We start from the raw sequence: 15,052 nt of genomic DNA on the forward strand, positions 1-15,052 counted from the left end.
CTTTTTAATGTCATCGTATTACTAAAAAATAGATTTACCAGATAATTACCTGTACCGCATCATGATAGATAGCTCATTAAAAAAAGAAGATCGGCAACTGTCTTTTAATAAATACATCGTACGATGGTCATATAAGTTATGGCATTTAATAATGATTAACGACCGACTGACCCATAGAGAATGACTGACAATCCAATCTCGATCATCATCCGACTCTTTATTAACAAAGTTATACATACCTTGTTGAGTAAGTAACGCATGGTAAGCCAATTTACTCTGTTGATAGAGGAAATAAAAAAGAAAAGGAATAAGAGAAAAAGGGATTATATTTAACAATAATACCGCCCACCCTATACAGAAAAAACTGCCATAAAGACAAAGATAGGCGATATATGAAAAGGTAAGGTTTACCCTAACGGAGTTTGCTGTGATTATGCGCAACAATTTTATCTATCATAGAAGCATGAGCTAAATTATCACTGCGGCCATGTCCCATGATCCAAGTAAATAAATCTGGGTCATCACTTTCAAGTAAAGAAACGAAACCTTGTTGCTCAGCTTCTGTTAGTTCTTCAAAGCATTCATCAAAAAATGGCATGATAACCACATCTAATTCCAACATGCCACGACGGCAAGCCCACTTAACTCGAGCTTTTTCTTCGACACTGTACATACAGTTCCCTAACTAAAATAGAAATAACGGGTCTGATTTTATCAGTCAATCCCGATGACAACCATGATCAAAAGTAACAAGATGAAGAAGATGAGACATCAAACTGATGTTTCTTTTACTGACATTTAAAATCTAGGCATTTACTATAAAGAGAATTACTCAACAAAATAAGAATTTAATGATGAGCACATTGTTTCCAAAACTATCAATTAAAAAAGAAGACACATTACCTGCGCTTGCTATTTCAGAGCTTAATGATTGGGCTTTGATCACAATGATCGGTAATGATAAAAAGTCCTACCTTCAGGGACAAGTAACCGCTGATGTAGTAACTCTCCCACAGGATGACATTACCTTTGGTGGCCATTGTGATGCAAAAGGTAAATTATGGAGTATTTTCCAACTGTTCAACTATAACGGTGGTTATGCTTTATTTCAGCGAAGAAGTGCCATTGAAACAGAACTCACTGAAATAAAAAAATACTCTGTATTTTCTAAAGTTGATATCGCGGTTGGTGATGACGTTTTATTGGGGATTAGCGGTAAAAAGGCAACAGATTGGGTAAACAAACACACAACAACTGACGCGAATGTTCGTGCTTGTGAGCTTGGAACGTTTGCTAAAATAAGTGAAACTCAATGGTTACTCGTCACCACACCAGAACACAAAGAAAATATAATAAACCAAGAAAGTAACACGGTGCTATGTGACGAATCATTATGGTCATTACACACAATTCAACATGGTTTACCTCAGCTAGATAATGCATTAAGTAACGCTCACATTCCACAAGCAATGAATTTACAAGCTGTCGGTGGTATCAGCTTTGCTAAAGGTTGCTACACAGGACAAGAAACCGTTGCTCGAGCAAAATATCGAGGCATTAATAAACGAGCAATGTACCTATTATCAGGTCAATCCAATTCAATACCTGTCGCAGGTGATGCAATTGAACGTAGTGTGGGTGAAAACTGGCGAAAAGGAGGCACTATCGTATCGGCTTACCGTTTTGAAGATGGTTATACGTTAGCACTTGCTATTTTACCTAACGACCTAGAGGAAGGTACCCAGTTCAAACTCCAAGATTCAATTTGGAACAAAGGCAATCAACCTTACTCATTAGATGAAGAGTAAATTAAGTCATTCATACTTTGCGTTTCAATTATGAGTATTTAATACATAGTTACATTACTACTTTGAAGTAACCTGCATAAATCAAGATACAAAAAATGAATTGTTACTTATTTATTGTGAATAAGTAGCGAGTTAGTTATCTTGTCTATCTTCTTTTATTACAAAAGAATACATAAATTGTTTAACTCCAAACAATTTATTCCAACTGCCTATAAATGTTGGAAATGCATCTGTGACTGTTTGCCCGAAAAACATTTCGGGCTTTTTTTGACATTATTTTGTTAGCAGTTGTTAATTCTGAATATAGATCAAATTTCAATACATTAACTTGACCATTTTGCGCTTACCATCACCATATTCTAACTCTGTAATACTCATGTCATCTTTACTGTCTTATAATTTAGGCCTAGCACAAGATTTAATTAGTATTAATCACCTAAGGATAACGTGATGCGATTTTTTAAGCACTATGCACCAAGCATGATTGCTAAACATATTAGTCGACTATTTAACGGACGGATTCATATTCATGGCATTGGCGAATTTAGATTTGAAGAGGGTCGCTTGATTGTCCCAACTCAAGCAGAGCGTGAGCATTATCGTATGATAAAAGAAATAAATGTTGAGGTTAATCGCTTGAGAATGGCCTATTAATACAGAATCATTAAACGTAAAAAATCAAGAATTGAACACTAAAAAGGTAGCCATGAGCTACCTTTTTACGGTCTACTTAATGGGATTATTTTGCTATTTTTGGTAAATGCCCCGATAATCCTAATGCTCTTTTTAAACATTCATCTTTTACTGGTGTAAGTTCATTCGTTAATGACATACCAATACCTCTAACCAGTTTTTTTAGTGGATTAGAGCCTGAAAATAACTCTTTAAAACCTTGCATAGACGCTATCATTTGAGCAGCTTCCGTTTTTCTCCATCGCTCAAAACTCCGTAAATTGGTTTTTAAACCAATATCTTTGTTCTCGTGTTGCAATGTCATAATCGTTTCAGCTAATGCCGCTGCATCTGCTAATCCTAAATTGACACCTTGCCCTGCGAGCGGGTGAATCGTATGAGCGGCATCTCCGACTAATACAGCACGCTCTCGGACAAAGTCTTTTGCATAGCGCATTTTTAATGGAAAAGCTTGTCGCTCTCCTTCAACCTTGCAAAGCCCCAATTGATTATCAAACGCCGCCGTTAATTGCTTATTAAACTCATCGCTAGGCATTGATACTAAATTTTCAGCATGTAATGGATCAAGTGACCATACAATAGAGCTTAGATTTGGCTCACTTAACGGAAGGAAAGCAAGTGGGCCTTCAGATCTAAAAATTTGACGAGCTGCTTTATGGTGATCATCAACAGTTCGAACATTGGCTACCAGTGCACTGTGTCCATAATCCCAATGTGTAAGAGGGATATCTAATTGATTACGTAACCATGAATTAGCCCCATCAGCACCAACAACCAACTTAGCCGTTATTCCTTTGCCTGATTCTAAATTAATCCATGCTTCACTTTCGCCAAACATAATACTCGCACAACGCTCAGGAGCGAATAACGTTACGTTATCTTGTTTCGTTATTTTATCGAGTAAAGAAAGTTGAATAACTCGGTTCTCAATAATATGGCCTAAATCTTGTTGGGCGATTTGTGTTGCATCAAAATCAATATGCGCAAAGCTGTCTTGTTCCCATACTTTCATTGAAGTATAAGCCGCCGCTCGTCTTGAGATAATGCCTTCCCAAGCACCAACATTCGTTAAAATATTTTCACTTGCACGACTAATCGCTGAAACACGAACATCAGGTAAAGCAGTTAATTCAGCATCAGGTAAGTGACTTTCTATAATTGCGATTCTTAAACCGCTTTTTTCTAGAGCAGCAGCAACAGTCAAGCCAACCATGCCCCCCCCAATAATCGCAATATCTACACTTTGCATCATAATTATCTATTCACTCGACCCATTGCACGTAATGTTAGGGGTTTTAAAAAAGAACGGAAAGTATCAACCGCGTATAAGCTCATATTTCTTCCCACTACCATAGGAAAAACATTATTCGCAAAAATAGAGATTAAACCCGCTGTCATTGTTATGGTTTGTTTTTGATCAGATTGACGTCGTTGCTGATAACGAGAAAGAACAGAATAATCACCAACATCAACATTATCTCTAAAAGCATCAGAAATACATTCAGCCAACGAAAAAACATCTCGAATACCCAAATTAAACCCTTGCCCTGCAATAGGATGCAATGTTTGAGCTGCATTACCAATAGCCGCAAAACGGTGTGACACGTGCTGAGTTTGATGACGTAACCACAATGGATAATGCGCTCGTTTTCCTGCTTTTTTCATTGCCCCTAAACGCCAGCCAAACGCGATCTGTAAGTGTGCTAAAAAAGCCTTATCATCAAAAGACGAAATACGTTCTGCTTCTTCTGGGCTTACACACCATACCAGTGAACTACGCCCTTGAGACATTGGAAGTAAGGCGAGTGGCCCATTCTCAGTAAAACGTTCAAACGCCTTACCTTGTGGGTGGCACTCTGTTGTTACATTCGCAATAATGGCTACTTGCTCAAAATTATACTCTTGAGCTTCAATCTGCATACTCTTACACGTTTGAGATTCTGCACCATCAGCCGCAACCACTAATGACGTTGAAATAGCATCTCCGTTTGATAAGTGAATTATCGATGACGCTAATAAACGTTCAATATTAACCACAGTGACTGGACAAATAAAATTAATGTTATCGGTCGCTAACAGTTTTTGATGATAAAAACGGCCAACGTCGGCTAACTCAACAACGTAACCTAAGCTGTCAATATTAAGCTCTGTAGAAGTAAGCTCTGTTATCCCTGCATGATGACGATCTGACACATGAATATGATGAATAGGCGTCGCTACTGGTTCTATTTCAGACCATAACGACACATCTTTCAATAATTGAGTGGTTCCGCTCGACAGTGCAATACTACGAGAATCATACCCAGGATGATTATCTATATTGGGTTCAAAAGCCTCTATAACGGCAATAGATAATGCACCTTTGGTCATTTGTTGTAGTGCCAACGCTAGAGTAGCTCCAGCCATTGCTCCACCAACAATAACAACATCATAATGTGTCATATCTTCACTCATTAGTGGACAGCTTTAGACGCATCTTTATGAATACGTTGACCCAATTCTAAGTGAATAGTTAATACACAAACATGCACATGTTCTAACACTTGTTCAAATAAACTCTCTTGTTCTTCAATGTCATCATCTTCGTCGATTCCTAAACGCGCAATTTCTTCTAGATCAACTAAAGCTTCTTTTAATGCTTCTGATGCTTTATCCATTTTCAGATCAACTAAACCAAGTCCTGAAATAAAATGATTCACCCACTCACTTAGTCCATCAGCTCGGTTCATTAATCCTTCTTTATCATCGGGAATTAACATTGAGAGAGCCAGTTCACTTCCCGTTAGCTCTGCAACGGTAAATTGGAAAACGGCACTTCCGATCTGAATGGCACTGTCAGGCCATCCTAATCCATCATTAGTGTAATCATACATTAAAGGCTTCCATGCATTATCATCTAAAGGCAATCCACCACTTATCATACCAACTAGCAGGCCGTGTAATTCTGCGGGCGTTACCGCTAATCCACTGTCTTTAAGGGCTGACTCTACAGTCAGGAATTCTGGCATTTTAATTTCGCTCATTGGAAGCTCTCTAAATTTATGATTAGTACCCCATGCTACCACTTCAAGCAAATTCAGAAAACTCACGATCACTTTCAATTGAGTATCTTTTCATCATATTGTTGTTTTATTAAGAATATAGTTAACCGCTGTCAACAAAGAGAAGGGAAATACTTGAATCTTATTAATGCATTTCTTATAGTTTCATACAATTATCACTGAAGATAAAATAAATCAGTGTTATCCCCTAGTTTAACGATGAGTAATGTATTGATGACAAGCCAAGCTGTCCAAGTCCAAATATTAGGACGTGCCATTAAGGTGAACTGCCCTGCTGGTCAAGAAGCAGCTTTAAAAGAGGCGGCTAAAGATTTAAATAACCGAGTAAATGAATTATCGGAACGCACTAAAGTAACGAATACAGAACAATTATTAACGATCACATCGCTAAATATTTGTTATGAGTTACATATGTCTAAAAATGAAGCAAGTAAACACTCATCAGATGTTTACCAGCGCATGGGACTGCTTGCTAGTGCATTAGAAGCTGCAATTTCTTTAGCAAAGCCTAGTAAAACGGAAGAAAGTACGGCAGAATAGTCTCATAGCTAAGGATAGCAAAAGAATTAAATTTACCCTGGAGTGTTTGTGGTCGGATCTATGTCCCTGAGCCGATAAGCACAAATTAGGGTTAGTATTTGTTTGCTATTGAGCATGCTCGGCTTGTACTGAGAAGCCTACGGCAAACTTTGCTGATCCGCCTTGAACCTAGGGTTCAAGGGCTACGTTCCACTACGGCACTTTGGGGTATTCCATGCAATCTCGTCGACACCTTCGACAAGACATCCGTCAACGTCGTAAAAACCTCTCTCAGCAATATCAACATCAAGCCGCTTACGATCTCGTACAGCAATGCTCCACTGATCTTTCAATAAAAAAAGCTCAATCTATTGCTATTTACCTTTCAGCTGATGGCGAAATAGGTACTCACTTATTAATTGAGTGGCTATGGGAGCAAGGAAAAAACGTTTTCTTACCGGTAATCCATCCTTTTTCTAAAGGCTACCTACTATTTCTTGAATATGACCGCACGACACCTCTTATCGTAAATAAATACCAAATACGAGAACCTAAGTTAGATAAAACTAAAGTCATTCCTATCTCTGAATTGGATCTTATCTTAACTCCTCTAGTTGCTTTTGATCACACAGGAAACCGGTTAGGTATGGGGGGCGGTTATTACGACCGTACACTTAAGAACTGGCATCAATATCAACAAGGTCCTATGCCTATAGGTATTGCTCACTCTTGCCAACAAGTCGATATTTTACCTATTGAATCTTGGGATGTTCCTCTTCCTCGTATCATTACCTCTGATAAAATATGGAAATGGTAAAAAACGACCGAAAACGTTTGCTTTAAGCATCTTCACATCACTTTTTTACTCTTTCTTGACTTATTTTTTCTGACGAAGAAAAATCTGTACGTTATAATCACGCCGCTTTCATATTGAACACTATTATTTCATTAGGAGAATGTCATGACTCAAGACGAGATGAAAAAAGCAGCCGGTTGGGCAGCGTTAGAATACGTAGAAGTTGGCAGCATTGTTGGTGTAGGTACAGGATCAACAGTAAATCATTTCATCGACGCACTTGCGACAATGAAAGATGACATTAAAGGTGCGGTATCAAGTTCAGTTGCTTCAACAGAAAAACTAAAAGAACTCGGTATTGAAGTTTTTGATTGTAACGATGTTGCTGGTCTTGATGTTTATGTCGATGGCGCGGATGAAATCAATGGTCTGAACGAGATGATTAAAGGTGGTGGTGCAGCCCTTACTCGTGAAAAAATCGTTGCTGCAATTTCTGATAAGTTTATTTGTATTGTTGATAACACAAAACAAGTCGACATATTAGGTGAGTTTCCTCTTCCTGTTGAAGTCATTCCAATGGCACGCTCTTATGTTGCTCGTGAACTGGTTAAGTTAGGTGGTGATCCTGCCTACCGTGAAGGCGTTGTTACTGATAATGGTAATATGATCTTAGACGTTCACAACATGAAAATCACCAATGCGAAAGAGCTTGAAGATAAAATTAATGCCCTTCCTGGTGTTGTGACGGTTGGTTTATTTGCTCACCGTGGCGCCGATATTTTATTGGTTGGCGCTCCTGATGGCGTAAAAAAATTCGTTTAATACGATGATTCCCCTTCTTATCTCTGTAAATTGAGAGATAAAAATGTCATTTGATTACAAACGGTGCTCATTAGCACCGTTTTTTATTAACTATTCCGTAATTTTCTTACCCAAACTGGTTATTTTTTGATACTTTATAATCATCAATAAATAATCACTTCCCTAATCATTATTGATTTTGTTTTTAAGGATAAGAACGACCATGGCAAAAGTATCTCTGGAAAAAGAAAAAATTAAAATTCTTCTTTTAGAAGGATTGCACCCATCTTGTGTTGAAGTTTTTCAAGCTGACGGCTATACAAACATTGAATACCATAAAGGTTCATTGTCAGAAGAAGAGCTTCTTGAAGCAGTAAAAGATGTCCACTTCATTGGTTTACGATCACGAACTCAACTAACCCAAGAAGTGTTTGATGCTGCTAATAAATTAGTTGCCGTTGGTTGTTTCTGTATTGGTACGAACCAAGTAAACCTAACCGCAGCAGCAAAACGCGGGATTCCGGTCTTTAATGCCCCGTTCTCTAATACACGTAGTGTGGCTGAACTAGTATTGGGGCAAATCCTATTACTGCTTCGTGGTATTCCAGAAAAGAATGCACAAGCTCACCGTGGTATCTGGAAAAAAAGTGCTGACTCTTCTTTTGAAGCCAGAGGCAAACGTTTGGGTATCATAGGTTACGGACATATCGGCACACAATTGGGGATCTTAGCTGAAAACCTAGGCATGCGTGTTTACTATTATGATATTGAAAATAAATTATCATTAGGTAACGCCACTCAAATTCAAACCATGAGTGAACTATTAAACAAGTGTGATGTTATTACCCTTCATGTACCTGAAACCGTAGGCACAAAAGACATGATGGGTGCAGAAGAGTTCGCAAGAATGAAACCAGGGGCAATCTTTATCAATGCTGCTCGTGGTACCGTCGTAAAAATACCGGACTTATGTGCAGCGCTTGAATCTGGCCATCTAGGTGGTGCCGCTATTGACGTATTCCCAGTAGAACCTAAAACAAATGCAGACCCATTTGAATCACCACTGCAAAAGTTTGATAATGTTATCCTAACACCTCATGTCGGAGGCTCAACTCAAGAAGCTCAAGAAAACATTGGGGTAGAAGTCGCAGGTAAACTTACAAAATACTCAGATAATGGTTCAACACTGTCATCAGTGAACTTCCCAGAAGTCTCTCTACCTCTACATACTGGCACGTCTCGTTTACTTCATATTCATGAGAACCGTCCAGGTATTCTGACTAAAATTAACAGTATTTTTGCGGATAAAGGGATTAATATCGCGGCACAATACCTACAAACCTCATCAGAAATGGGTTATGTCGTTATTGATGTTGAAGCCGCTCGTTCAGAAGAAGCATTAACGAAGCTAAAAGATATTGAAGGTACTATCCGAGCCCGTATCCTTCACTAATAAATCATACGCGAATAACATCGTACAAAAAAAAGGGTTACGCTTAGTAACCCTTTTTATTTCAATGCATTTTTCTAAACACTATTATAGATATAACGTCGCTTATTCTTTTAAACGATAAACAACCGAAACACTGTCAGAGATAACCATTTGTGTATCTTGGTAGCTTTCAGCTGTATTTGCAGAACTGTCCATACGCATCGCTTTCATCATTACAGGTTGGCTATAATTATTATGATAAGAAATTTTCCAGACGCCTTTCACTGATGTACCAAAACCTTTCGCCAAAGAAGCGGCTTTATTATTTGCATCTTTAATTGCTTCTAAACGCGCAGCTTCAATATATTCTTTTTCTTTGCTTGTTTTAAGTTCAATGTGATTAATTCGATTAATTCCATCACCTAAAGCTTTATCTAAATACCCATTCAGTTTATTTAAATCCATCACCGTAACAGTAATGTTGCGAATCGCTTTATAGCCAACTAATTCAGGTTTCTGCCCTTTCGGGTAACGATATTCGGGTGTTAAACGAATATTGCCACTATTAATATTCTCTCGCTTAACACCTTGAACTTCTAAACGAGCTAAAAATCCGATCACTGCCTTGTCAGCAGCTTGCTTCGCTTTTTCTGCTGTTGCTTTACTTTCTACCACATCAACAGAAAACTGAGCCATATCAGGAACAACCAATACTTTACCCTCTCCAGACACTTCCAAATGAGGAAACTCTGGTGATTCAGCAAATGCAGCAGGGGAAATCAAAGCAGACAAACATAATGCACTAACAATTTTTTTCATTTTAATATCTCAATATAACGTCATGTATATATGACTCTTATTTATATAGAAAATTCCATTTCATATTCATTCTAGTCCACTCTAATCCAAAAGGATAATAGATAAATAGCAGATAAAAAAAATGCTCCCCGAAGGAAGCATTTTCTACACGAAGACCATAAAGGCTAATCAGCTTTATTCAAATGAACATCCATTTGCGGGAATGGGATTTCAATTCCTTCGCTATCTAGACCTTCTTTAATCGCTTGAAGCGTATCAAAATAAACATCCCAGTAATCTGCAGTTTTACACCACGGACGAACCACAAAGTTTACTGATGAATCAGCTAAAGCAACAACACCAACCGTTGGTGCCGGTGTTTTAAGTACACGAAGATCAGCCTCAAGTACTTTTGTGATCACTTCTTTAGTTTTCTTAAGATCGGCACTATAAGAAACGCCAATAACATGATCAACACGACGTGTAGCATGACGAGAATAGTTAGTAATTGGGCTACCAATAACACCCCCATTCGGCACAACAATCATTTTATTATCTGGAGTCGTTAGGATCGTTTGGAAAATTTGGATAGATTCAACAGAACCAGCCACGCCGCCAATCTCAACGTAATCGCCAGATTTGAATGGACGGAAAGCAACAATCAATACACCAGCTGCAAAGTTTGATAACGAACCTTGAAGTGCAAGACCTACCGCTAAACCAGCCGCACCAATAACAGCAACAACAGAAGCAGTTTGAACACCTACTTTACCTAATGCTGCAATTAATACGATAATGAATAAAAGGTAACGAACTAATGTATGAGCAAAGTCAACGACTGCTTTGTCCATTTTTTTCTTTTCAAGAACTTTACTTACACTACCAGCGACTTTCTTAACGATAATATTACCGATAAAAAGAATAACTAGTGCCGAAATAATATTTACGCCATAAGTAATAAAGAGTTCTGAATTATCTGTAAGCCAACGCTCTAAATTAGCAACGCCAGTTGTTGCTAAATCAGTAACTGCACCTTGATCTGCCATTTGATTTGTCCTTTATATAGTTCTCATGCGAATGAGAATGTAGTCATTATTTTGACGATTTATACCAATTCTAACACTATCGATAGTCAGTGTGGTGTTAAATCCTTTTAAATACCTATTTACATGCTTAATTAACGACCTAAACCAATGTTAAAAAATAGCTATTAATACAAGCACCTAGTTAATATAACTACTCAAGCCAAATTTAGAAACATTTTATTTACATAACTTGCCAATAAAATCAATTTCCATGCAATTATTTGAACTGTTCTTCTCGTTTAAACATCAGTTCTTTCTCTGATGATTCAGCTGGCACAAAATAGTAGCCATCGACCGTAAAACGTTTTAACTCTTCAATGGTTGCAATTCTATTTTCAATGATAAAACGAGCCATTAGGCCACGCGCTTTTTTTGCATAAAAACTAATTATTTTATACTGCCCATTTTTGCAATCTTTAAATATTGGGGTAATTACATCAGCATTTAATAACGCGGGTTTGACGGCTTTAAAATATTCATTTGATGCTAGATTGATAAGAGTCTTATCACCCTGTTCTTCAATCGCTACATTTAGCTTTTCTGTTATTTTATTGCCCCAAAATTGATAAAGATTCGTTCCTCTATCATTTGCTAATTTAGTCCCCATCTCTAAACGATACGGTTGCATCAGATCAAGTGGCTTTAATAATCCATACAGCCCAGAAAGCATGCGCAAATACCGCTGTGCATAATCAAAATCATCATCACTAAAACTAGCAGCATCAAGCCCGGTATATACATCGCCTTTAAAAGCAAATAACGCTTGTCTAGAATTATCAGAAGTAAAGATAGGAGACCACTCTTCAAATCTAATCGCGTTAAGACTCGCAATTTTATCACTCACTTTCATTAATGAAGAAATATCGAGAGGCGTTAACTTTCGACATACATGAATTAATTCTTCCGAATCAGCAATGAAATCGGGTTGTGTCGATAAATCGGTTGCCAATGGGCTTTCGTAATCAAGGGTCTTAGCAGGAGAAACAACAATAAGCATGAGCGAGAAATTCCTTTATCTGATTTATATAAAGATAGTAACGATTCAGATACAAAAAAGCCACGCTAGGTAGCGTGGCTTTATCTATTTATTTGATGGGTAAAAGCAATTAATTAGTTTTTCTCTTTGTTATTATCCCAAATACCTTCTTCTAATTGAGAATGTAATTCAGGGTAATCTTTACTATCAAAGGTCGGTAATTTACCCTCACTAAGCTGCTTATTGTAATCTTTCGCCAGCTTGATAACGGTTCCTGACAATAATGAAATTGCGATTAAATTCACTATTGCCATCATCCCCATAGAAACATCAGCTAAAGCCCATACCGTAGGTAATGATGATAACGCCCCAAACATAACCATACCTAAAACCACGATACGGAAAATACCGATCCCGGCTTTATGATTGTGCTCTAAGAAAATCAAATTAGTCTCAGCGTACGAATAATTTGCAATGATAGAGGTAAAAGCAAAGAAGAAAATAGCAACCGCAATAAATATTCCGCCCCAATCCCCCACTTGGCTTGTTAATGCTAACTGAGTTAACTCAATACCAGTGACTTCGCCATGCGGTACATATTCACCCGACATTAAGATAATCGCGACAGTAGATGAACAGATAACAATCGTATCCATAAACACACCAAGCATTTGAACATAGCCTTGTGAAGCAGGATGCGGCGGATAAGGTGTTGCAGAGGCTGCAGCATTAGGTGCAGACCCCATACCAGCTTCATTTGAGAATAGACCGCGCTTAATACCATTAATCATTGCTTGAGCAATTGCATAACCTAAACCACCAGCAGCGGCTTCTTGAAGTCCAAAAGCACTCTTAAAGATCAGAGTAACCACTCCCGGTAGTTTTTCTATGTTTGTAACCATGATATATAAAGCAATCGCTAAGTACGCTAATGCCATCACAGGTACTATGATTTCAGCCGTTCGAGCAATGGTTCGAAAACCACCGAAAATAACAATCGCAGAAATAATCACAATACCAATACCGACATACAGAGGTTGCCACCCGAATGCATTCTGCATTGCACTGGCTATCGAGTTTGCTTGTACTGCATTAAATACCAAACCAAAAGCGATGATCAAAAAGACAGAAAACAATACGCCCATCCAGCGCATGCCCAATCCTTTTTCCATATAATAAGCAGGGCCACCACGATAGTTGCCTTCATCATCTTTGGTTTTATATAATTGTGCTAATGTACTTTCAGCAAATGACGTTGCCATACCCAACATAGCAATAAGCCACATCCAGAAAATAGCGCCTGGACCACCGGCGGTTAAAGCGACGGCAACCCCTGCCATATTCCCCGTACCAACACGCGCAGCTAAGCTGGTGCATAGTGCTTGAAACGATGAAATACCAGAAGAATCAGATTTACGGCTGTTTTTTAAAACAGAAAACATATGCCCAAAATGACGAAATTGAATAAAGCCTAAACGAACCGTAAAATAGATCCCAATGGCGACTAATAAATACACGAGAACTGAACCCCATAACAGGTCATTCAGTAAGTTAATAATACTTGTCACGCTTACCTCTCAGCTAAGTTTGGTTATGACATAGCACACTTGATAAATTTAGTGGCTAAAAAATGACGAACTTTAAGCGTCTTCATCTATGTAGGAATACGCATTCCTAAAGCACGCATAGAGTATGAAAACATAAATTTAATTTCACTTTATATAAATATTTACGCATTACTTAAAGCTCGCGAGCCGAATAATGCTCAGTATTTACTGAAAAATCAATAGGAACAGTCCTCAAAGGGGATCTCTCGATTTATTCGTATCAGTATTAAATACAAATCAAAACAACAAAAAACACAACGAAAATAAACAACCAAACCAGTGCTGCTACATACAAGAAATGCCTTAAATCCAATATTATCAATAATGAATTTCTTATTGATCTAATAAAAACAGTCGTCTAGACCCAATCATTAGATGGCAAGATAACATCGCCATTTTTTATATTCAGACTCACTTTCACAGCTAAATCAAGACAACCCAGAGTAAATAAATCAGATTTATTTAACAAAAGACAAACATTAAACGGTTCTCGTCAACTACACTATATTTGTAACTAAACTTTAATTTTTAAATATTCACGATTAAGTTTACGTTTCAGTGATCCCCTTCTCATAAAATATTCATCAAAAAGAAACAAATGCGAAACAGTTCAAGTTCATGATCCCATGGGATGTGATACTAAATACCTTGTTAAATAAATGGTGTTACTAATTGTATTTCTTGACTAATTTATAAAACGGAGTGCTTATGGACGGGTACACGCTAAACGAAATATTGGCAACAAAATCATCAACAACAAATAAGAAAAAACAACCAAAACGTTTATGGCGTGAAATAGAGGAACTTCAAGATCGACGTCAGCTGTTGCACGAACTGCAAGAGCTTGATCCCTTTTTTAGCGGCAGTATTGACGATTGTATTTTAAAATAGCCAATAAAAAAGGAGAGCACTAACGCTCTCCTTTTTATCAATCTAAGCTCTTACCTGTTCCGCTAATTGAACATAGCGTTTATGCACTCTTTCACCAAACACAGGATCGTCTTCCTCCACCCATCCCTTTTCTAAATTACGCCAATCAATCTCAGTTAACTGCGCCTTTAAAAAAGGAAATACCTCTTTTTCTTCTAGTTCAAGATGTCGGCGAATGCGTTTCGTAAATGCAAGTAAGTGCTCTCTAAAAATATCTTTCGGGACAATCGCATCCTGTAAAATCATTTCAAGTGTTATTGAAAAATCAACAGTATCTGCAGAAAGCGTATTGTGTTCATACAATAAATTGGTTAGTGCTTTATTCTCGCCATACTTATCAATAAAATATTGATAGATCCTATCTTCTTTTGGGTGGTGATTTTTTTCAGCAAAAGACGATAGATAATCAACGCTTTCACGTATTACATTATAATTGACTGTCTTTTCTTCCTCTAACCGATTCAGTTTTTTATCCAACAACTGAATAATTCGGTTAATGTAACCATGATCTTTATAAATACTATCTATAAGCATCCTGTCCTCCC

At 37.6% G+C, this 15,052-nt stretch carries 17 protein-coding genes and 1 other RNA gene; 8 read left to right on the forward strand and 10 right to left on the reverse strand.

Annotated features, from left to right (window positions below):
• Nucleotides 1-45: 45 nt before the first annotated feature.
• Entirely contained in the window at nt 46-444 is a 399-nt protein-coding gene (locus AACV33_RS21545) for a protein YgfX (RefSeq protein ID WP_370527102.1), read from the reverse strand.
• Nucleotides 413-673, reverse strand: coding sequence for an FAD assembly factor SdhE (locus AACV33_RS17475; protein ID WP_012551006.1), 261 nt, complete (start codon nt 671-673; stop codon nt 413-415). Before AACV33_RS17475 ends, AACV33_RS21545 begins: the two co-directional genes overlap by 32 nt.
• Before the next feature lie 178 nt (nt 674-851).
• Here AACV33_RS17475 and ygfZ point away from each other — a divergent pair, with 178 nt between their 5' ends.
• Together ygfZ and AACV33_RS17485 are read left to right on the forward strand one after the other, a co-directional pair.
• Nucleotides 852-1,808 carry a tRNA-modifying protein YgfZ gene (gene ygfZ, locus AACV33_RS17480; RefSeq protein WP_182699473.1) on the forward strand — a complete coding sequence of 319 codons (957 nt, stop codon included), beginning with the start codon at nt 852-854 and terminating at the stop codon, nt 1,806-1,808.
• A gap of 450 nt (nt 1,809-2,258) precedes the next feature.
• A complete protein-coding gene (locus AACV33_RS17485; protein ID WP_017021345.1) occupies nt 2,259-2,462 on the forward strand; it encodes a DUF1107 domain-containing protein in 204 nt (67 codons plus the stop codon).
• Nucleotides 2,463-2,547: 85 nt separating this feature from the next.
• On the opposite strand, the gene AACV33_RS17490 is transcribed toward AACV33_RS17485, so the two are convergent.
• Genes AACV33_RS17490 through AACV33_RS17500 form a run of 3 tightly spaced genes read right to left on the reverse strand, consistent with a single transcriptional unit; the run spans nt 2,548 to nt 5,524 of the window.
• Nucleotides 2,548-3,753 (reverse strand): FAD-dependent 2-octaprenylphenol hydroxylase, encoded by a 1,206-nt coding sequence (locus tag AACV33_RS17490; RefSeq protein WP_182699474.1) that lies wholly within the window; start codon nt 3,751-3,753, stop codon nt 2,548-2,550.
• A 2-nt stretch (nt 3,754-3,755) separates the two neighbouring features.
• On the reverse strand, nt 3,756-4,943 hold the full coding sequence (gene ubiH, locus AACV33_RS17495) for a 2-octaprenyl-6-methoxyphenyl hydroxylase (protein ID WP_182699475.1): 1,188 nt from the start codon (nt 4,941-4,943) through the stop codon (nt 3,756-3,758).
• 11 nt (nt 4,944-4,954) lie between these two features.
• Nucleotides 4,955-5,524 (reverse strand): YecA/YgfB family protein, encoded by a 570-nt coding sequence (locus tag AACV33_RS17500; RefSeq protein ID WP_065611603.1) that lies wholly within the window; start codon nt 5,522-5,524, stop codon nt 4,955-4,957.
• Nucleotides 5,525-5,776: 252 nt separating this feature from the next.
• Here AACV33_RS17500 and zapA point away from each other — a divergent pair, with 252 nt between their 5' ends.
• The 5 genes from zapA (at nt 5,777) to serA (ending at nt 9,132) form a co-directional block, all read left to right on the forward strand.
• On the forward strand, nt 5,777-6,103 hold the full coding sequence (gene zapA, locus AACV33_RS17505) for a cell division protein ZapA (protein ID WP_026025388.1): 327 nt from the start codon (nt 5,777-5,779) through the stop codon (nt 6,101-6,103).
• A gap of 31 nt (nt 6,104-6,134) precedes the next feature.
• Nucleotides 6,135-6,316: non-coding RNA, 6S RNA (ssrS, locus tag AACV33_RS17510), on the forward strand.
• 1 nt (nt 6,317) lies between these two features.
• Entirely contained in the window at nt 6,318-6,899 is a 582-nt protein-coding gene (locus AACV33_RS17515; protein ID WP_017021349.1) for a 5-formyltetrahydrofolate cyclo-ligase, read from the forward strand.
• A gap of 144 nt (nt 6,900-7,043) precedes the next feature.
• Complete coding sequence (gene rpiA / locus AACV33_RS17520) at nt 7,044-7,700, forward strand: ribose-5-phosphate isomerase RpiA (protein ID WP_182699476.1); 657 nt, start codon at nt 7,044-7,046, stop codon at nt 7,698-7,700.
• Between the two features lie 202 nt (nt 7,701-7,902).
• Nucleotides 7,903-9,132 (forward strand): phosphoglycerate dehydrogenase, encoded by a 1,230-nt coding sequence (serA, locus tag AACV33_RS17525; protein ID WP_017021351.1) that lies wholly within the window; start codon nt 7,903-7,905, stop codon nt 9,130-9,132.
• A 102-nt stretch (nt 9,133-9,234) separates the two neighbouring features.
• Here serA and AACV33_RS17530 read toward each other — a convergent pair whose 3' ends face one another.
• The 4 genes from AACV33_RS17530 to AACV33_RS17545 form a co-directional block, all read right to left on the reverse strand.
• Nucleotides 9,235-9,930 carry an oxidative stress defense protein gene (locus AACV33_RS17530; RefSeq protein ID WP_012551016.1) on the reverse strand — a complete coding sequence of 232 codons (696 nt, stop codon included), beginning with the start codon at nt 9,928-9,930 and terminating at the stop codon, nt 9,235-9,237.
• Nucleotides 9,931-10,094: 164 nt separating this feature from the next.
• On the reverse strand, nt 10,095-10,955 hold the full coding sequence (mscS, locus tag AACV33_RS17535; RefSeq protein ID WP_182699477.1) for a small-conductance mechanosensitive channel MscS: 861 nt from the start codon (nt 10,953-10,955) through the stop codon (nt 10,095-10,097).
• A gap of 256 nt (nt 10,956-11,211) precedes the next feature.
• Nucleotides 11,212-11,991 carry a peroxide stress protein YaaA gene (gene yaaA / locus AACV33_RS17540; protein ID WP_182699478.1) on the reverse strand — a complete coding sequence of 260 codons (780 nt, stop codon included), beginning with the start codon at nt 11,989-11,991 and terminating at the stop codon, nt 11,212-11,214.
• A 113-nt stretch (nt 11,992-12,104) separates the two neighbouring features.
• Nucleotides 12,105-13,538: an alanine/glycine:cation symporter family protein gene (locus AACV33_RS17545; RefSeq protein WP_012551019.1), complete on the reverse strand. Its 1,434-nt coding sequence runs from the start codon at nt 13,536-13,538 to the stop codon at nt 12,105-12,107.
• Nucleotides 13,539-14,285: 747 nt separating this feature from the next.
• Here AACV33_RS17545 and AACV33_RS17550 point away from each other — a divergent pair.
• Complete coding sequence (locus AACV33_RS17550; protein WP_026025389.1) at nt 14,286-14,468, forward strand: DUF3545 family protein; 183 nt, start codon at nt 14,286-14,288, stop codon at nt 14,466-14,468.
• A 42-nt stretch (nt 14,469-14,510) separates the two neighbouring features.
• Here the strand turns inward: AACV33_RS17550 and AACV33_RS17555 are convergent, their stop codons facing one another.
• On the reverse strand, nt 14,511-15,041 hold the full coding sequence (locus AACV33_RS17555) for a hemerythrin domain-containing protein (protein WP_017021353.1): 531 nt from the start codon (nt 15,039-15,041) through the stop codon (nt 14,511-14,513).
• Nucleotides 15,042-15,052: the final 11 nt, after the last annotated feature.

The organism is Aliivibrio sp. SR45-2 (genome assembly GCF_963890165.1).
GTDB lineage: Bacteria > Pseudomonadota > Gammaproteobacteria > Enterobacterales > Vibrionaceae > Aliivibrio > Aliivibrio salmonicida.